General features: G+C 59.6%; 18 protein-coding genes. 17 read left to right on the forward strand and 1 reads right to left on the reverse strand.

Annotation, left to right across the window (positions count from 1 at the left end; translation table 11 throughout):
* The first annotated feature begins 54 nt into the window (after window positions 1-54).
* The 7 genes from KB449_RS06390 to KB449_RS06420 all read left to right on the forward strand — a co-directional run bounded on the left by KB449_RS06390 (window position 55) and on the right by KB449_RS06420 (window position 7,660).
* Entirely contained in the window at window positions 55-366 is a 312-nt protein-coding gene (locus KB449_RS06390) for a hypothetical protein (RefSeq protein WP_277529443.1), read from the forward strand.
* 316 nt (window positions 367-682) lie between these two features.
* Window positions 683-1,795 (forward strand): citrate synthase, encoded by a 1,113-nt coding sequence (gene citZ / locus KB449_RS06395; protein ID WP_282907579.1) that lies wholly within the window; start codon window positions 683-685, stop codon window positions 1,793-1,795.
* A gap of 145 nt (window positions 1,796-1,940) precedes the next feature.
* Window positions 1,941-3,236 (forward strand): NADP-dependent isocitrate dehydrogenase, encoded by a 1,296-nt coding sequence (icd, locus tag KB449_RS06400; protein WP_282907580.1) that lies wholly within the window; start codon window positions 1,941-1,943, stop codon window positions 3,234-3,236.
* 436 nt (window positions 3,237-3,672) lie between these two features.
* Window positions 3,673-4,617 carry a malate dehydrogenase gene (gene mdh / locus KB449_RS06405; protein ID WP_282907581.1) on the forward strand — a complete coding sequence of 315 codons (945 nt, stop codon included), beginning with the start codon at window positions 3,673-3,675 and terminating at the stop codon, window positions 4,615-4,617.
* Window positions 4,618-4,707: 90 nt separating this feature from the next.
* Window positions 4,708-5,841, forward strand: a complete 1,134-nt coding sequence (locus KB449_RS06410) for a M24 family metallopeptidase (protein ID WP_282912748.1) — start codon at window positions 4,708-4,710, stop codon at window positions 5,839-5,841.
* A gap of 13 nt (window positions 5,842-5,854) precedes the next feature.
* Window positions 5,855-7,087 (forward strand): aminopeptidase, encoded by a 1,233-nt coding sequence (locus KB449_RS06415; protein WP_282907582.1) that lies wholly within the window; start codon window positions 5,855-5,857, stop codon window positions 7,085-7,087.
* 147 nt (window positions 7,088-7,234) lie between these two features.
* Complete coding sequence (locus KB449_RS06420; protein WP_282907583.1) at window positions 7,235-7,660, forward strand: DUF2269 family protein; 426 nt, start codon at window positions 7,235-7,237, stop codon at window positions 7,658-7,660.
* A 171-nt stretch (window positions 7,661-7,831) separates the two neighbouring features.
* Here KB449_RS06420 and yfbR read toward each other — a convergent pair whose 3' ends face one another.
* On the reverse strand, window positions 7,832-8,503 hold the full coding sequence (gene yfbR / locus KB449_RS06425; protein ID WP_282907584.1) for a 5'-deoxynucleotidase: 672 nt from the start codon (window positions 8,501-8,503) through the stop codon (window positions 7,832-7,834).
* Window positions 8,504-8,684: 181 nt separating this feature from the next.
* Between yfbR and pnpS the strand changes: the two genes are divergently transcribed.
* The 10 genes from pnpS to ssuE all read left to right on the forward strand — a co-directional run bounded on the left by pnpS (window position 8,685) and on the right by ssuE (window position 18,960).
* The gene (gene pnpS / locus KB449_RS06430) at window positions 8,685-10,499 is read left to right on the forward strand and encodes a two-component system histidine kinase PnpS (RefSeq protein WP_282912749.1); all 1,815 of its coding nucleotides are present in this window, start codon (window positions 8,685-8,687) and stop codon (window positions 10,497-10,499) included.
* 114 nt (window positions 10,500-10,613) lie between these two features.
* Window positions 10,614-11,345, forward strand: a complete 732-nt coding sequence (locus tag KB449_RS06435; protein ID WP_277565186.1) for a response regulator transcription factor — start codon at window positions 10,614-10,616, stop codon at window positions 11,343-11,345.
* Window positions 11,346-11,443: 98 nt separating this feature from the next.
* Window positions 11,444-13,525, forward strand: coding sequence for a molybdopterin-containing oxidoreductase family protein (locus KB449_RS06440; RefSeq protein WP_282907585.1), 2,082 nt, complete (start codon window positions 11,444-11,446; stop codon window positions 13,523-13,525).
* 251 nt (window positions 13,526-13,776) lie between these two features.
* Entirely contained in the window at window positions 13,777-14,175 is a 399-nt protein-coding gene (locus KB449_RS06445; RefSeq protein WP_282907586.1) for a Fur family transcriptional regulator, read from the forward strand.
* Window positions 14,148-14,852 carry a winged helix-turn-helix transcriptional regulator gene (locus tag KB449_RS06450; protein WP_282907587.1) on the forward strand — a complete coding sequence of 235 codons (705 nt, stop codon included), beginning with the start codon at window positions 14,148-14,150 and terminating at the stop codon, window positions 14,850-14,852. Before KB449_RS06445 ends, KB449_RS06450 begins: the two co-directional genes overlap by 28 nt.
* Before the next feature lie 154 nt (window positions 14,853-15,006).
* Window positions 15,007-15,957 carry a thioredoxin-disulfide reductase gene (gene trxB, locus KB449_RS06455; RefSeq protein ID WP_282907588.1) on the forward strand — a complete coding sequence of 317 codons (951 nt, stop codon included), beginning with the start codon at window positions 15,007-15,009 and terminating at the stop codon, window positions 15,955-15,957.
* Between the two features lie 77 nt (window positions 15,958-16,034).
* Window positions 16,035-16,598 (forward strand): peroxiredoxin, encoded by a 564-nt coding sequence (locus KB449_RS06460; protein ID WP_282907589.1) that lies wholly within the window; start codon window positions 16,035-16,037, stop codon window positions 16,596-16,598.
* Window positions 16,599-16,766: 168 nt separating this feature from the next.
* Window positions 16,767-17,513: an oxygen-insensitive NADPH nitroreductase gene (nfsA, locus tag KB449_RS06465; RefSeq protein WP_282907590.1), complete on the forward strand. Its 747-nt coding sequence runs from the start codon at window positions 16,767-16,769 to the stop codon at window positions 17,511-17,513.
* A gap of 123 nt (window positions 17,514-17,636) precedes the next feature.
* Window positions 17,637-18,275 (forward strand): hypothetical protein, encoded by a 639-nt coding sequence (locus tag KB449_RS06470; protein ID WP_282907591.1) that lies wholly within the window; start codon window positions 17,637-17,639, stop codon window positions 18,273-18,275.
* A 133-nt stretch (window positions 18,276-18,408) separates the two neighbouring features.
* A complete protein-coding gene (ssuE, locus tag KB449_RS06475) occupies window positions 18,409-18,960 on the forward strand; it encodes an NADPH-dependent FMN reductase (RefSeq protein WP_282907592.1) in 552 nt (183 codons plus the stop codon).
* Window positions 18,961-19,036 lie beyond the last annotated feature (76 nt).

Genomic DNA, 19,036 nt, shown 5'->3' on the forward strand with positions numbered 1-19,036 from the left:
CGCGTAACGCTTGGACACAATATGTGTAACATCAGCCAGCGCGGGGAGGATCTTATGGAAAAATCCAAGTATTACGTGTCGGTCCAGGCCAGGACGATCAATACGCAGCGCGGAGACGCCGCTTACGAGTTTGAGATCGAGGCGGGCGAAGAAGAACTGGTTCAGCTGCAGGAGCTGTTCGATTCGATGGACGAATTCGACCAGGCCGGCTTTTGGCGGTCGCATCAGCCTTTTTTGGAATACAGCCACGATCCGGAAAACGACGGCTACGATTACTACCTGAAAGAAATCTATCGCCGTCTGAGCGATTGGGGCACGGAAGAGACCAAACGCCATATCGCTACGATGGATGTCGGTTCGATGTGAAGGATAGACCCGGTCCTATAAAAAGCGCAGCGGCGTTCCGGGTGTTCCGGAATCGCCGCGCCGACGCGTCAGCGCGCGAATGTGAGAGTATTCGTCTATATATGCGATAAAGCATTTTTATGCTTCGTTCGGTTCCATTCCCAATTGAAATCGTTTATCATTAATGAAGGCTTTAAAAACCGAAAGTAATATGGGTTTACGTGGACGAAGCGGACGGCAAGGTTGACGGCGCGTCCGGACCGCCGGCCCCGAATTTCCGTAAAGCGCATTGTGCGCTTATTTGATTCGTTATCTTGGAATTGAAGGAGAGAGAACCATGACAGCTACCAAAGGCCTTGAAGGAATCGTCGCCGCATCCTCGTCCATCAGTTCCATTATCGACGGCGTGCTGACGTATCGCGGGTACAATATCGACGAGCTGGCCGAGAAGGCGAGCTTCGAAGAAGTCGCATATCTGCTCTGGAACGGCAAGCTCCCGACGCAGGGCGAGCTGGATGCGCTGAAGTCTCAGCTTAGCGATGCTGCGGCAGTGCCGAGCGAAGTCATCGACGGACTTCGTCTCTATCCGAAGGGCGCGAACTCGATGGCCGCGCTCCGCACGGCGATCTCGAGCCTGGCGCTGTACGACGCCGAAGCGAACGACCCGAGCCGGGAGGCCAACTACCGCAAGGCGATCAAGCTGCAAGCCCAGATGGGCACCGTGATCGCCGCCTTCGCGCGTCTGCGCCAAGGCCAAGAGCCGGTCGCGCCCAAGCCCGGCGTCGGCGTCGCTCACAACTTCCTTTACATGCTGACCGGCGAAGAGCCGGCCGAAGTCGCGGTCACCGCGCTCGACAAGGCGCTTGTCCTGCACGCGGACCACGAGCTTAACGCTTCTACGTTCGCTGCTCGCGTTACCGTCGCGACGCTGTCGGACATTTACTCCGGCGTCACGTCCGCGATCGGCGCGCTGAAGGGCCCGCTGCACGGCGGCGCCAACGAAGCGGTCATGGTCATGCTGGACGAGATCGGCACGCTGGACAACGTCGAGCCGTACATCCAGAACAAGCTTAACAACAAAGAGAAGATCATGGGCTTCGGCCACCGCGTCTACCGCACGGGCGACCCGCGCGCCAAGCATCTTCAGCAAATGTCCAAAAACCTGAGCGAGCTGAAGGGCGACAGCCGTCTGTACGACATGTCCGTCCGCATCGAAGAGCTCGTGACCGGCCAGAAGGGGCTGAAGCCGAACGTCGACTTCTACTCGGCTTCCTGCTACACGCTCCTCGGCATTCCGCGGGACCTGTTTACGCCGATCTTCGCCATCAGCCGCGTCTCGGGCTGGACCGCGCACATTCTCGAACAGCTCGGCGACAACCGTCTGATCCGCCCTCGCGCGGAGTATGTCGGCCCTGTCGACCAGCACTACGTGTCGATCGCCCAGCGCTAAGTTCAAGCTCTGCGGCAAGCCGCGGGCTGTCCGTCCCCTTCGGGCCGGCCGGCACGCCGGTTTGTCGCGCTGCTACGCGTGCACCGGCGAGCATTCATGGTGCGAATTCATTACCTACATCTACTATCCAGGAGGCTACCTACCCATGCAACTCGAAAAATTCGAACTGCCGCAATCCGGCGAACCGATCAAAGTGGACCAAAACGGCGTCCTGAACGTCCCTAACAACCCGATCATCCCGTTCATCGAAGGCGACGGTACGGGCCGCGATATCTGGGCCGCTGCCAAGCGCGTGCTCGACGCAGCCGTTGAAAAAGCATACGGCGGCGAAAAGCAAATCTCCTGGTACGAAGTATTCGCAGGCGAGAAGGCGTTCAACGCTTACGGCGAATGGCTGCCTGCCGATACGCTTACCGCGATCCGCGAATACATCATCGCGATCAAAGGCCCGCTGACCACGCCGATCGGCGGCGGCATCCGCTCCCTGAACGTTGCGCTTCGCCAAGAGCTTGACCTGTACGTGTGCCTGCGTCCGGTTCGCTACTTCGACGGCGTTCCTTCGCCGGTCAAGCGTCCGGAGCTGGTCGACATGGTTATCTTCCGCGAAAACACCGAGGACATCTACGCTGGTATCGAGTATCAAGCTGAGACCGCCGACGCAAAGAAGGTCATCGAGTTCCTGCAGCAGCAAATGGGCGTTAAGAAGATCCGCTTCCCCGAGACTTCGGGCATCGGCATCAAGCCGGTATCCAAGGACGGCTCCGAGCGCCTGATCCGCGCAGCCATCGAGTACGCGATCAAGCACAAGCGCAAGTCGGTTACGCTCGTCCACAAGGGCAACATCATGAAGTTCACCGAGGGCGCGTTCAAGAACTGGGGCTACGAGCTGGCTGAGCGCGAATTCGGCGACCAAGTGTTCACCTGGAACCAATACGACGCAATCAAGGCTGAGCAAGGCGAAGAAGCGGCTAACGCAGCGCAAAAGTCCGCGCTGGCAGAAGGCAAGCTCCTCGTGAAGGACGCGATCGCCGACATCGCGCTGCAGCAAGTGCTGACGCGTCCGACGGACTTCGACGTCATCGCGACGCTGAACCTGAACGGCGACTACCTGTCCGACGCCCTGGCTGCCCAAGTCGGCGGCATCGGCATCGCTCCTGGCGCGAACATCAACTACTTGACCGGCCACGCGATTTTCGAAGCGACGCACGGTACCGCGCCTAAGTACGCCGACAAGGACGTCGTCAACCCGGGCTCCGTGATCCTGTCCGGCGTCATGATGTTCGAGCACCTCGGCTGGCTCGAAGCGGCCGACCTGATCTACAAGGGTCTGGAAAAGTCCATCAACAGCAAGATCGTCACGTACGACTTCGCTCGTCTGATGGAAGGCGCGACCGAGGTCAAGTGCTCGGCGTTTGCGGATGAAATCATTAAAAACATGTAGTTTTTTCGGGGGCTTAGCCCCCGGATCCCCCGGCACGACCCCTTAGATCCCCCTTCGGGATGCTACAACCCTCTAGATCCCCCATTCGGGGATGCACAACCCCCTAGATCCCCCTTCCAAGGGGGACTCCGAGGGCGTTGCCCTCTGGACACCCTGTCGAATAACGGTTGGGAGACAGAGGCGCAATGGTGAGGGAATGCCGGGGGAGAAGAGCAAATTATAACAGTCCTCTTTGTCGGTGCTTATGTGTCGGCGAGGGGGATTGTTGTTTTTAGGGGATACAGAGAGCAAGGGACAGAGCAGGGCAAGAGCAAGAGCATGGCAAGTGCAAGAGCATGGCAAGTGCAAGTACAAGGCAAGGATAGTGCTAGGGAAGAGTAAGGCAGGCGAGGTAACGGGTAACCTATTCGTGAGGAACTTTTAGGAGGGAATACGAATGGCAATGAAACGGGCGAAAATTACGGTCGTAGGGGCCGGGTTTACCGGGGCTACTACGGCATTGATGTTGGCGCAGAAGGAACTGGGGGATGTCGTCCTAGTCGACATTCCGCAGCTGGAAAACCCGACGAAGGGGAAGGCGCTGGACATGGCCGAGGCCGCGCCGGTGCAAGGCTTCGACGCCAGAATCGTCGGCACCGCGGATTATTCGGATACGGCCGAGTCGGACGTTGTCATCATTACGGCCGGCATCGCGCGCAAGCCGGGCATGAGCCGCGACGACCTGGTGAGCACGAACGCGGGCATCGTCAGGTCCGTCTGCGAAAACGTAAAGACGACCAGCCCGAACGCTTATGTCATTATTCTCTCGAACCCGGTCGATGCGATGACTTACGTCGCCAACAAGGCGCTCGGTTTTCCTAAAAACCGCGTCATTGGCCAGTCCGGCGTTCTCGATACCGCCCGTTACAACACGTTTTTGGCCCAAGCGCTGAATGTGTCCGTCGAGGACGTGCGCGGCGTCGTGCTAGGCGGACACGGGGACGATATGGTTCCGCTCGTGCGGTACACGACGGTGGGCGGCATCCCGGTCGAGCATCTGCTGCCCAAGGACGAGATCGAAGCGATCGTTGCGCGCACGCGCGTCGGCGGCGGCGAGATCGTCAGCCTGCTCGGCAACGGCAGCGCCTACTATGCGCCGGCGGCCTCGCTCGTCCAGATGACCGAAGCGATTTTGAAGGACAAGAAGCGTATCCTTCCGGTCATCGCCCTTCTGCAAGGCGAATACGGCTATGACAATCTGTTTATGGGCGTTTTGGCCGTGCTCGGCGGCGACGGCATCGAGAAGGTGTTCGAGCTCGACTTGACCGATGACGAGAAGGCGGCGCTCGCCAAGTCCGCGGCGTCGGTCCGCAGCGTCATCCAGATCGTCGAAAACGCCTGACGGCCTTACCGTCTTCTTGTGCATTCCCGACTCCAAGGTCCGACGACCTTGGAGTTGTTTATGCGAAAGAGAGCAAAACCGGAAAAGGAGATGATCCGATTGTCATTGGATTTATATAGAGAACGTCGAGATCGGCTTATTTCCTTTATGAAAAAGGAAAGGATCCGGATCGGACTGGTGACTTCGCCCACCAACGTCGCCTATCTCACGGGCTTCGCTTGCAATCCGCACGAACGTTTTCTCGCGCTTGCGCTGGACAGCGCCAATCGCGCCGAGAAGCTGTTTGTGCCGCTGCTGGACGCGACCGCTGCCCAAGAGGCCGCGCCTGGCCTCGCTATCGTACCGATCTCGGACGTCGACGATGCCTATGCGTTGCTGGGCGGGCACATGCCCGCGCCGGGCGTGGATTCGATCGGCGTGGAGAAAGGAGCCGTGTCGCTGGCCAAGGCTGAACGGCTTCAGACGGTGTATTCCGGCGCCGTCTTTGCCGATCTGGAGCAGTCGATTCTGGATATGCGGATCGTCAAAAGCGCGGACGAGATCGGCCGGATTCAACGGGCTGTCGATATCGTCGAGGCGGTTATGGCCCATGCGGTGTCGCAGGTTCGCATTGGAATGACCGAGCTTGCGCTTGCGGCGGAGATCGAGCGCAAGATGAGGGAGCTCGGCGCGGACCGCCCGGCCTTCGAGACGATCGTGCTCACGGGGCCGCGTTCGGCGCTGCCCCACGGCGTGCCGGGCCAGCATGAGATTCGCAAGGGCGACTTTTTGCTTATCGACATCGGCGTGCAGGCGGACGGTTATTGCTCCGACATCACGCGAACCTTTGTGGTCGGCGAAGCATCGAAAGCCCAGCGTGACATATATGAGGCGGTGCTGGCCGCCAATGAAGCGGGGATCGCGGCATCCGCGGCTGGCGTCCCCGTGTCCGCGGTCGATGGGGCCGCTCGCGAGACCATCGAGAAAGCGGGCTTCGGTCCGCTGTTCACGCATCGGGTCGGGCATGGCTTCGGCATGGACATTCACGAGCAGCCGTCCATGTCGGGCGCAAGCGGTACGCCACTGGCTCCGGGAATGGTTTTTACGGTTGAGCCGGGCGTATACGATTCTGTCGTCGGGGGCGTACGAATCGAGGATGATGTCTATATCATGGATGACGGCAAGGCCGGCGTCCTCACGCGTTTTCCGAAGCAGTTGACCGTCATCTCCGCGAAAGATCATTAAGGAGGGCATTTCCATGAGCGATTTTGCGCAAAAGCTGGATCGGTACGCGGAGCTTATCGTCAAGGTAGGCGCCAATGTGCAGTCGGGTCAGACGGTCGCGGTCAACGCGTCACTGGACAGCGTGGAGCTGGCAAGGTTGGTCGTGCGAAAGGCATACGAGGCCGGAGCGCGCAACGTGAAGGTATTTTGGACGGACGAGGTCGTCACGAGACTGAAATACGATCTGGCTCCCGACGAGGCTTTCCTGGAGGAGCCCAAGTGGTCTGCGGCAGAAAAGCTGGAGCTGGCCCGCGCGGGCGCGGCTTCGATCAATCTGATGTCGGACGATCCGGACCTGCTGAGCGGCGTGCCTGGCGAGCGGATCGCCAACGCGCAGAAGGCGGCGAGCCGCGTCATGAAGGACTATCGCGTGCTGTCTAGGGGCTTCAAGTTCAGCTGGACGATCGCCACTGCGCCTTCGAAGGGGTGGGCGGACAAAGTGTTCCCCGATGCGCCAGAGCAGGAACGGATCGGGCTTCTATGGGAAGCGATCTTCAAGCTTGTACGGGCCGACCGTGAGGATACCCTGGCCGCATGGGAGACGCATCTCTCCGAACTGAAGCGCAGAGCGGATATTTTGAATGCCAAGCAATACCGCGCGCTAAGGTACGCGGCTCCGGGTACGGTTCTGACCATCTCGCTTCCGGACGATCACATATGGCTCGGCGGGCGCAAGCAAAATGCAGACGGCGTCTGGTTCGTGCCGAATCTGCCGACCGAAGAGGTGTATACGGCGCCGAAGCGGGACGGCGTGCGGGGGATCGTGTCCAGCACCAAGCCGCTAAGCTACGCCGGACAGATCATCGACGGCTTCTCCTTCGAATTCGAAGAAGGCCGGGCGATTCGGACTTCGGCTGCGAAAGGCGCCGAAGCGCTCGCGACGTTGGTGCAAATGGACGAAGGTGCCGCCTATCTCGGCGAAGTCGCGCTCGTGCCCCATCGCTCGCCGATCTCGGACAGCGGCCTGCTATTTTACAAGACGCTCTATGACGAAAATGCGTCCTGTCACCTCGCCGTTGGCGGCGCCTACTCCTCTTGCGTCGCAGGCGGCGCGGATATGAGCCAGGAGGAGCTGTCTGCCCGCGGCTTGAACAACAGCACCGTTCATACCGACTTCATGGTCGGCTCGGGCGAGCTGGACATTTTCGGGGTGAACGCGGACGGGAGCGAAGAACCGGTATTCATCAAAGGCGCATGGGCGTTTTAAAGGTGTTTTAAAGACGTTTTAATGGCTTTTTGAAGTCATTTTGAAGACGTTTTGAAGCGAGCCTTCACGGCCTTTTTTACTTGTCCGCCATGTTTGTGTATACTAGGTGTGACTTGTCTTATTATGGTTGTGGAGGTACATTTCGCGATGTATGAGGTTATGATTTTTCTGCACATCGTCGGGGCGGTAGGAATGGGGATTTACGCCATTTTGCCGTTTCTGGCCAAGCGCTTCCGGCAGTTGTCCACACCGGCTCAGGAAGGCCTTGCCAGCGGTCTGGTAACTGCGGGGCGAATCGGCCAGTATTCCTTGGTCCTGCAGCTGCTGACGGGCGGCTACCTGATCTCTCAATCGGATTACAAGGTTTCGTGGATGGTAACGGTCATCGTATTGTTCGTCGCACTCGGCGCATTGTCGGGCATCGTACAGGCACCACTCAAGCGGATCGCTGCCGCTGCTGCCGGCGGACAAGACGCCTCGAGCAGCATTTCGCGCGTGCAGACGCTGAGCTTCGTGATCCTCGTTATTTTCCTGGTCGTCATCTGGCTGATGGAGAATCGTTGGTACGCTTAAACGTATTTTTAATTTAGCGGATCGACCAAAAAGGCTCTGCCGCGCGACATGCGCAGGCGGAGCCTTTTGCTTGGAGAGAACGAAAAGGCAGAGCACGGCAGCGACCCATGTCGGTATGATGGCCATCGGCGAACTTTTGCGATGGAAGGCGCGCGCCTGAAGCCCGTAAGCTTAATCGGCATCGGCATCGGCATCGGCATCGGCATCGGCATCGGCATCGGCATCGGCATCGGCATCGGCATCGGCATCTCGCTCGCGTTCGGACAGCTCGTCGATCGTCTTTTCAAAACTCGGCGCGAGCCGGTTCAGGAACCAGTCGATTTCGGGCATTCCAAGTGCGGCGAGCCGGTCTTCGAACTGCCTGCGCGCGGTAGCGAACTCGCGGTTGCCGGCCGACATTTCCGATACGCATTTGAGATAACCGTCCAGAATATCGGCCGCTTTGACGTACCGGTTCAGCTCGTCGTCCTGCATCTGCCGCATAAGCAGCGGCTCATAGACATGGATCAGCTCCGGGGGCACGGTGCCGAGCAGCCGTTCGGCGGCCAGTCGCTCGAGGTCCCTGAAGTTGGACAGCAGCGCGGGGTTATGATGCTTGACGGGCGTCGGGATATCCCCCGTGATGACTTCGGTCGCATCGTGGAACAATGCTCGGCTTGCCGCCTTGTCGGGGTCGACGTCGCGGCCGAATACGTCTCTCGCGATCGTGCACAACAAATGGGAGAGCAGCGCGGTATGATATGAATGCTCGGCAACGTTTTCCTTGGTCGAGTTGCGCATGAGGCTCCACCGTTCGATGTACCGCAGACGGTATAAATAAGCCAAAAAATGATGCTCCTGCATATCGCGGCTCCTCCTTATCCATTCCTCCATTTACTATAACTTACATGAGACTGCCCGGCATCCCCTCCGGTCTGTTAAGTTCGTCTGAATTTACACTGCGCTAATACTCCTGTGTTAAGATAAAGAAAAGTCGGCATTTGGAGGATTGGCTATACGCATGGCAAGCCGCACGGGAGCGCAGATGAGCAAGTTCCGCTTGAAGCTTACCGCACTGTTTATGCTGCTCATCGGATTGTCCGTGCTCACGGCGGGCATTTTCACGGGACAATTTTACAAGCACAACCATCTCGAAGCGCTCGGCAGCCACATGGAGACGCAGCTCCGCGTACTCTCTGCCGCGGCGCCCTGGCCGAAGGGCGAATCCAGGGAAGCGCAGACCGCGTATTTGCAGGCACAGGCCGTCCGGTTCAAGGAGCTCGCGGACATGCGGGTGACGTACATCGCGACGGACGGCGAGGTGGTCGGCGATTCCGACCATGAGCCCGGCACGATGGACAACCACGCGGGTCGCGAAGAGGTAAGGGAAGCGCTGGCGGACGGCATGGGCAGGAGCATCCGGCACAGCGACACTTTGAACGAGAACATGCTCTATGTCGCATACGCCGTCAAGGACGGAGCGACCGGGGAAGCGCTTGGCGTTATCCGGCTGGCGATGTCGCTCTCGGCCGTCGAGCACAGTCTCGATCGCATGTGGATGGCGCTTGCGCTCGGCCTGCTCGCGGTATTCGCGCTGGCAGCGGTCGTCAGCTACAGGGTGGCGCTTAGCGTCACGCGTCCGCTGGAGCGCATGACGTCCGCAGCCAAACGGATGGCGGGCATGGACTACAAGGTGCGAATTCCCGACGCGGGCAAGGACGAGGTCGGCGAGCTGGGCCGCGCGCTGAACGCCATGGCCGCCAATCTGCAGGACCATATGGGCGAGATTCGCAGGAACGAGCTGCATCTCCAGTCGGTGCTCGACCATATGATCAGCGGCGTCGTCATGATCGGTCCGGACGGCCGGATCCGCATCTACAACCGGAGCGCCGAGCTTCTGCTCGGCAGCCTGGCGCGCGAGCGGGTGGGCCGCAGCTATACCGAGGCCAAGCAGCAGTACGAGCTGCTGCAGCTGATTCGCACCGGCTTCGAGACCGGCGAGCCGATTCACGAGGAGCTGACGGTCTATTATCCGGAAGAACGGCTGCTCGAGCTGAATCTGGTACCGATCCCGATGGACGACGATACGGCGCCTGGCCTGCTTCTCGTCTTGCAGGACGTGAGCGCGATCCGACGTCTCGAGCGGATGCGCAGCGAGTTCGTCGCCAACGTATCGCATGAGCTCAAGACGCCCGTCGCTGCCGTCAAAGGCTTCGCGGAGACGCTGCTCGCCGGCGCGGTCAACGATCCGGAGACGGCCCGTTCCTTCTTGAAGATCATTCAGGACGAGAGCGACAGGCTGAACCGTCTGATCGGGGATATTTTAGAGCTGTCGAAGATCGAGTCGCGCCGCTCGCCGCTGCAATTTTCACCGATTGATCTTCGCACTTTCCTGGAGAGACAGCTGGAGTTCCTCGGCACGGAGGCCGCGAAGAAGGAAATCTCCCTGGAGCTCGACGCACCCGAGGAGCTGTTCATCGAGGCCGACGAGGACCGGCTCGGACAGATCGCGCTGAACCTGCTGCAAAACGGAATCAGCTATACGCCGGAGGGCGGACGTGTGCGGGTGAAAGCAGTCATCGTAGAGGCCGAGAGAGAAGAGGGCGGAGAAGTCGAGGAGTATGTCCGCATTACGGTTTCCGACACGGGCATCGGCATTCCGAAGAAAGACCTGCCCCGCATTTTCGAACGCTTCTACCGGGTCGACAAAGCCCGCTCGCGCAGTTCCGGCGGCACGGGACTTGGGCTTTCGATCGTCAAGCACCTGGTAGAGCTGCATCACGGCACGATTCGGGTGGAGAGCACGGTGGGCGTCGGATCGACTTTTGTGATTGAACTGCCGCTTATTCAAGACTATTAGCATTACGTTATTTTACGTGGCGTTAACATTCGGATGATGCTGAATTTACGGCGGCATGATAAATTGACTGAAGAGGCCGGGACGTCATACGGACCGATCGGACTGGAGGAGCTTATGTCGGACAAGGTGCTCATTATTGAAGACGAACCTACCATAGCGCGTCTGGTCACCTACAATTTGTCGCAAGACGGATACGAGACCGAAGTGATCGGCAACGGCGCGGAGGGACTTCACAAGGCGATTCAAGACGAATATGCGATCATATTCCTGGATCTGATGCTGCCCGGGATGAATGGCTTCGAGGTGCTTCAGAAGCTGCGCCAGCATGGCGTGAAGACGCCGGTCATCATCTTGACCGCCCGCAACGCGGAAGAAGAGGTCGTTCAAGGGCTCAAGCTGGGCGCGGACGACTACATCACCAAGCCGTTCGGGGTTGCGGAGCTGCTTGCCCGCACGTCTGCGGTATTGAGGCGCTCGCGCAACGAGGAGGCTCGACCCAAGTCCGATCCTACCGGCGAAAAGGTGATCTCGCTCGGCGCGCTGCAGATCTATCCGGACAAATACGAAGTGCAGGTCGGCTCCGAATGGATCACGCTTCGTCCCAAGGAGTTCGAGGTGCTGCTGTACCTGGCCGAGCGCCCGGGCATCGTCATTACGCGCGACGACCTGATGAATGTCGTATGGGGCTTCGATTATATCGGCGGACAGCGGACGGTGGACGTACATGTCAGTTCGCTGCGCAAGAAGTTGGAGCTGAACCAGCAATCGGTGCAGATCGAGTCGATCCGCGGCGTCGGCTACAAGCTGACGGTCAGCCGGAAGACGGGAATTGCCGGTAAGGTATAATAGGCTTGGCAAGCGGGACGGATTCGCCGGTTACGGACGGCGGATTCGTCTTCTTTGTGCTAAAATGGGAGCACGGATTTAAAGGAGTTGACGCGGAAATGAACGACTATACTGCGCAGCCGGACGGCGTGTTCCGTTCGGTCTGCTCGCTTGATTGTCCGGACCAATGCGGCTTGCTCGTGCACAAGCGGGACGGCGTTATCGTCAAGGTCGAGGGAGACCCCGATCACCCGGTCACCCGCGGCGCGATCTGCAATAAGGTACGCAATATGGCGTCCCGCATTTATGACGACAAACGGCTGACGACGCCCCTTAGGCGTGTCGGTTCCAAGGGCGAGGGGAGATTCGTGCCGATCTCCTGGGACGAAGCGGTCGCAGAGATTACAGATCGGTGGAAAACGCTGATCGCGGAATTCGGTTCTGAAAGTATACTTCCGTATAGTTTTTACGGAAACATGGGCCGGATCGGGACGGAGGGGATGGGGAACCGTTTTTTTAACCGGATGAACGCTTCCCATCTCGACCAGACCATCTGCGAGGCGGCAGGCACGGTCGGTTATCGGTATACGATGGGCGGCAGCTACGGCACCGATCCGGAGCAGACGGTTCATGCCAAGCTGTTCATCTTCTGGGGTATCAACGCGGTAAGCACCAACATGCATCAGGTCACGATCGCGGAGCAGGCCCGCAAGGCCGGCGCCAAGATCGTAGTCATCGACGTCCACCGCAACCGGACCGGCAAGTGGGCGGATTGGTTCATGCCGCTGCGTCCGGGTACGGACACGGCGCTTGCGCTTGGCATCATGCACGTCCTGTTCGCGGAAGGCATGACGGACGAAGCCTTTTTGCGCGAGTATACGGTCGGTCACGAGGAACTGCGGGCGCATGCGGCAGCATACGATCCAGCCACCGTGTCGGGCATCACCGGCGTACCCGAGTCGGACATCTTGGAGCTCGCCCGGCTATATGGACGGACGTCGCCCTCGTTCATTCGGATCGGCAACGGCATCCAGCATCACGACAACGGCGGCATGAACGTGCGTGCGATCGCCTGCCTGCCGGCGCTGACGGGACAATGGCTCGTGCCGGGCGGCGGCGCGATCAAGGGCAACGGAGGATACGTCAGGCACAACGCCAAGGCGCTCGAGCGTCCGGAGCTGCGCGGCGGGCGGCAGGCGCGGCGCATCAATATGAACCGGATCGGCGGCGCACTGCTGGAGCTGGAGCGACCGATCTCATCGCTTTATGTCTACAACAGCAATCCGGCAGTCGTCGCGCCGGAGTCGAACAAAGTCCGGAAGGGACTTGCCCGTGAGGATCTTTTTACCGTCGTGCACGACCTGTTCCTGACCGAGACCGCCAAGTACGCGGATATCGTGCTTCCGGCGACGTCCGCCTTCGAGAATACGGACCTGTACCATTCGTACTGGCATCATTACGTGCAGATCCAGCAGCCGGTGGTGGCTCCATACGGGGAGAGCAAATCGAACAACGAGGTGTTCCGAATGCTCGCCGCGTCAATGGGTTATTCCGAGGACGCGTTCAACGACGACGATGCGGAGCTGATTCGACAGGCTGTCGATTTCCCGGGCAATTCCGCTTACGACCCTGTCACTTACGAGGCGTTGGTCGAAAACAAATTCGTGCGCGCGAACGTGAAGCCGTTGTTCCCGGGCCGGTTGTCGACGCCCAGCGGCAAGATCGAGCTGTATTCCCAGGCGATGGAGCGTCATGGCTTGCCGCCGCTGCCGACGTATTCTCCGTTGGCGGAGACGGGGGACAATGCTTTCCCATTTGCCTTCATTCCGGCGCCGAACCATAACTTTTTGAACTCGACGTTCTCCAACAACGACAAGCATGTCCGCATGGAAAAGGTGCCGAAGCTGCACATGAACGCGGCGGACGCGGAATCCCTGGACATCGGCGAAGGGGACGAGGTACGCATCTGGAACGAGCGCGGCGAGGCTTGGCTGATCGCGTCGATCGGCGAGGACGTGCTGCCCGGCATCGTCGTAAGCCAGGGACTGTGGGCGGACAAGAGCGAGGGCCGCAATGCGACGGTCAATGCGCTTACGCCGGACCGCCTGTCCGACATGGGGGGCGGCGCCGTGTTTTTCTCAGGCCGGGTAGCGGTTGCGAAGGCGTCCGTATCTGTCGATGCGGTCGGCAGCGCGACCTGAAGCGTGATTGTATCGACAGAGAAGAAGCAGGGGGGCTCCTGCTTCTTTTTTGTGTTTTGAACGAGGCCGGCTGCTGCCGCCGCATACGCTTGACAAAGTCATGATATAAATTTAAACTAAATCTAAATATAAATGACTTGGAGTGGGTATTTAGGCTGGAACAGCGATGCGACACATCGTTATTTTCAGCGACTGCCACCTGAACTGGTAAGCTTTTTATAAACTCAATTTCAAATAAAGAGGGGATTCCCATGACCAAACGCAATCTGACGGCCCCCCGCAAGCTCGTCTACGACATCGTGATGCAGGCCCACGACCACCCGACCGCCGCCGACATCATCGATCGTCTCAAGTCGCAGGGACAGTCCGTCGCCTACGCCACCGTTTACAACTCGCTCCGCTATTTGACCGACGAAGGCCTGATTCATGAGCTCAAACTCGAGGGCAAGACGAGTCGATACGACGGCCGCGGCGAGGACCATGCGCATATCGTGTGCGTCTCCTGCGGCAAAGTCGACGAGGTGATGACGCCGCCGCCCGCAGAATGGCTCGCTAAGGTCGCAGAGGAGAGCGGATACGCGCTCACGGAAGAGCAATTTATTTTCAAAGGAGAGTGCCCCGCATGCCGGATATCCAAGCAGAAGAATTAATGGGCGCGTACTGCGACACGACGCGCAGGATCGTCGTCGTCAGCGCGTACCCGGCGCGGCTGCAGCCGCTGCTTGCGGAATTGACGACACGCTGCTATGACGTGCTCGTCTTCCGTCACGGGCAGGAGGCGCTGCTCTCGAGCCTTCAGATCGATCTGCTGATCGCGGACCGATCGGTCGCAGGGCAGGACCCGCTAAGCGGAATGTCAGAGCTTAAGACGCCTGCACTCTATCTCGTGGAGCCGACCGCGCTGCAGGCTGACCTTAAAGCTCCCGATCCGGCTTCCAACGCAAACGAAGCCTGGCCGGGCGATGTCGGCACGCTGCTTTCCCGAATCGAGGATATGGCCGGCAAGAGCGCCCCGATAGCCGGCCCGGATGAAGCGATATTTAAGGACATCCGTATGGACCTCCGGCGCGTCACCGTCCAGCGGGACGGACGGCGGATCGAGCTGACCAAGACGGAGTTCGATATTTTGCGGGCTTTGCTAATGGCCGGCGGCGGCGTGTTGTCTCGCCAGGACCTGATGGAAAAGCTGTGGGGAGAAGGCTACTTCGGCGGCAGCAATTCGATCGATGTCCATATCAAAAGCTTGCGCAAAAAGCTCGGCGACGACCCGAAAAATCCACTTTATATCGTAACCGTTCGCGGCGTGGGCTACCGGACGGCCGACTAGCCCGGTCGCATCCACCGGAAGAGCGTAAACGACGGAGCACCGCATTTTCTTCATCAAACGTTCATGCCGCCTTCATGGGGCCTTCATGCCCGCACGGCTGTCCGGTGATAAGATGAATTCATCGAACGCCAAGCGCCTGAGAGGAGAGAGTCATATGAGACATACGATTATCGTCGGCACGGGTCCTGCGGGACTGACCGCGGCCATCTATCTTGCCCGCGCGGGGCTCGCTCCGCTCGTCATCGAAGGTCCCGAGCCCGGCGGCCAACTGACGACGACGACCGAGGTCGAGAACTTCCCGGGATTCCCCGAAGGTATCATGGGCCCGGAATTGATGGATAATATGCGCAAGCAAGCGCAGCGGTTCGGCGCCGAGTTTCGCAGCGGCTGGGTGACGAAGGCGGATTTGTCCAAGCGTCCGTTCACGCTGACGGTCGACGGCAAAGAAGAACTGCAAGCGCAGACCGTTATCGTCTCCACGGGCGCGTCTGCCAAGTACCTGGGCATTCCCGGGGAAAAGGACAACGTCGGACGCGGCGTCAGCACCTGCGCGACCTGCGACGGCTTCTTTTTCAGAGGCAAGAAGATCATCGTCATCGGCGGCGGCGACTCCGCGATGGAGGAAGCGAACTTCCTGACCCGCTTCGCGTCGGAAGTCGTGCTGGTTAACCGGCGCACCGAGCTCCGCGCCTCGAAGATCATGCAGGAGCGCGCCCGCGAGAATGCGAAGATCAGCTGGAGCCTGAACCGCACGCCGCTCGAAGTCGTCGCCGGACCGCTCGGCGTGAAGGGCCTTAGGGTGCTGAACAACGAGACAGGCGAGGAAGAATGGATCGAAGCGGAGGGCGTATTCGTCGCGATCGGCCACACGCCGAACACGAAGTTTCTGGAAGGTCAGCTCCAGACGGACGAGACCGGCTATATTCTTGTCACGCCAGGCACGACCGAGACGAACGTACCGGGCGTGTTCGCTTGCGGCGACGTTCAGGACAGCAAGTACCGCCAGGCGATCAGCGCTGCGGGCACCGGTTGTATGGCCGCGCTGGACGCCGAACGGTTCCTGGAAGCGAACGAATCGCCGGCTTCCATCGCAGCCGTTTTCTAAGAGAACGCGAAATCGCAGTCTCTGGCGAAATAAACGTACTTTATCCATCACACTACACCTAGGAGGATTCATCCCATATGACGACCATCGCCAATCCGTATCCGTTCGCCAAAGTCGGCCTTCCCGCCCCAACGTTCAACCTGCTGTCCACGAAAAATCTCGATTCGCTAGAGGAGAAGGTGTCGCTTGAAGATTATCGCGGCAAATGGCTCGTGTTCTTCTTCTGGCCGTTCGACTTCACCTTCGTCTGCCCGACCGAGATTCGCGGCTTCAGCGACAGCTACGACGAATTCAAAGCGCTGAATTGCGAGGTGCTGGGCGCGTCGGTGGACAGTATCTATACGCACAAAGCCTGGATCGATACGCCGGTCGACCAGAACGGCATCGGCGCGATCAAGTTCCCGATCGTGTCCGACTTCACCAAGGAAACGGCGCATGCCTACGGCATTCTCGACGATGCGTCCGGCGCCGCCCACCGCGGTCTCTTCATCGTCGATCCCGAAGGCGTGCTGCGTTACCAGGTCGTGACCGACATGAACGTCGGCCGCAGCGTGGACGAGACGCTTCGCATCTTGCAGGCGCTCCAATCCGGCGGCCTGTGTCCGGTGAACTGGAAGCCGGGGCAAAAGACGCTTGGCTGATACCAAGCTATAACATAATAATGGACCGGAAGCGCGACTTCCGGTCCATTTGCCCGTTTGCTGCGCCATCGCTTCATCGAGGGGAGTTATGGGGAAAATGGGAAGAGGCTTGCCGACTGTCACCGCTTCAATGGAGGCGCAGGCGGCAGCCGAAAGGAGGAAAACGCGATGAACGAGGTCGTCGTAAAGCTCATGCAGCACCGCTCCGTACGATCCTTTGATCCGGCGCCGATTCCCGAAGCGCATCTGCGCGAGATCGTTGCGGCCGGCCAAATGGCATCGACTTCGAGCAATGTGCAGGCTTACAGCGTCGTCGCGGTCACGGACCCGGCGCTTAAGCGGGAATTGTCCGTCCTGACGGGGAATCAGGCTTATGTCGAGACCTGCCCGGCGTTTCTCGTCTGGTGCGCGGATTTGAATCGTCTCTCCAGCGCCGCAGCGGCGCATATCGAACCGGGCGACGAGACTTATGCGGATTCCGCGGAAAGTTTTATCGTCGCGACGGTGGACGCTTCGCTGGCCGCGCAGAACGCGGCGGCTGCCGCAGAATCGATGGGCTACGGCATTTGTTATATTGGGGGCATCCGCAACCGAATCGAGGAGGTATCGTCGCTTCTCGGCATTCCGAGTCTGGCATACCCGGTGTTCGGCATGTGCGTGGGGCTGCCGGACCAACCTGGTGGACAGCGCCCGCGCCTGCCCGTCGAAGCGGTGCTTCACTGGAATCGGTATAACGCTGAACAAGGGCTCGGCCCCGTCGGCGAGTACGACGAAACGATGACCCGATATTTGCAGATGAGAACGGAAGGCCGTAAAAGTACGCCGTGGACGAAAATCATGGCGGAATGGCTGACGAGGCCTAATCGCCTGGAAATGATGGAATACTTAAAGAAGCGGGGCTTCCTGCGGCGCTGAATCCGCGTCTTTTTTGTGACAGCGTGCATCGCGCTTGAGATCGCGTCGTTCATTGTCCTATACTACTATCTATTGCGACATACCGGCTTAAAACGAGCCGCTTGAAGGAGGATGGACGCGATTTTGAGCCCAACATGGAAAGGGGCGGCAGCGGCACTGCTGGCGATGACGCTGCTCGCAGGATGCGGGGCGGGACGGTCGGATTCGAACGGAGAATCGGCGTCTCCGACCGCATCGTCCGCGACCGCTTCGGCGACGGCATCGTCCTCGGCTGACCGGGCACTGCCGGCCGACGGGGAGGCGAAGACCTACCGTTTCGACCTCAAGTCAACGTCGGTCGAGCCGCTGCCCAAGTGGGCCGGCCAAGTCGACATGACCAAGAAGGATCCGTTGTACGTATCCGGTACCGACCTCGAAGGCGCGCTTACAATCAATCTGAAGCTGTCGCGCAAAGGCAATTACTTGATCGCCGGCGGCGAGGGCGTGCTGTGGAACGGGCAGCGCTCCGTCAAGTTCGCCATGCCGGACAATTCCACGCTGCTCGAGAAGCCGCTGAGCGCTGACGGCACCCTTGTATACGGAGGCCTCCAGGCGCGTTCGGATGAGATCGACCGGGACTTTTCCTTCGACCTGCGTCTCGTTCCGGAAGCGGGCGAGCTCGAGCTGCGGCTGCCGAACAAGGACGGTCTTATCCGCTTCGGACAGAGTGCGGTGCTCGAACGGCACGAGGAAGAGGTCGCCCAGGTCGTCTCGGCACCCTGAATTTCGAAGCCCCATCTTCCGGCGGGATGGGGCTTTTGGCGATGACGAAGCTTGACGCCCGAGGAACGCTGCACGTATAATTAATTAAAATCCGATTGACAATATCGGAATAAGGAAAAAGGTGTGAGCATTCATGTCCAAGATCGTCATTTTGCAAGGCAGCCCGACAGCTAAATCCCGATTGAACGGCGTGCTGGATCGCGTGCGCAGCCAGATCGAAGAGAGCGGCGCCGAAGTGTCTGTGATCAACGTTCGCGATTTGCCCGCGGAGGACCTGCTCCATGCCCGGTTCGACAGCCAGGCAATCGCGGAGGCCAACGCGCTGGTAGCGGACGCGGACGCCGTCGTCATCGCTTCTCCCGTATACAAGGCATCCTTCACCGGGATTCTGAAGGCTTACCTCGACCTGCTGCCGCAGAAGGGTCTGGAAAATAAAATCGTGCTGCCGCTCGTCGTCGGCGGAACGATCGCGCATTTGCTGGCGATCGACTACGCTTTCAAGCCGGTCCTGTCCGTACTTGGCGCCCGCAACATCCTGACCGGCGTCTTCGTGCTGGATACGCAGGTGACCTGGGGCGACGACGGCCAAGCGCGGATCGAAGAGGATATCGCAGGCCGCATCGATGCGGCGACTTCGCTGCTCGTGCAGGAAGCGCGCTGGCAAACCTCGCGGGCGCAGGGCTAAACGGATCGGCAGCCTCTTTTCTCAACATCAGATGCAACCATAAATGCAACCGATCCGCGGCGATTGAGCCCGGTCG

The organism is Cohnella hashimotonis (genome assembly GCF_030014955.1).
GTDB lineage: Bacteria > Bacillota > Bacilli > Paenibacillales > Paenibacillaceae > Cohnella > Cohnella hashimotonis.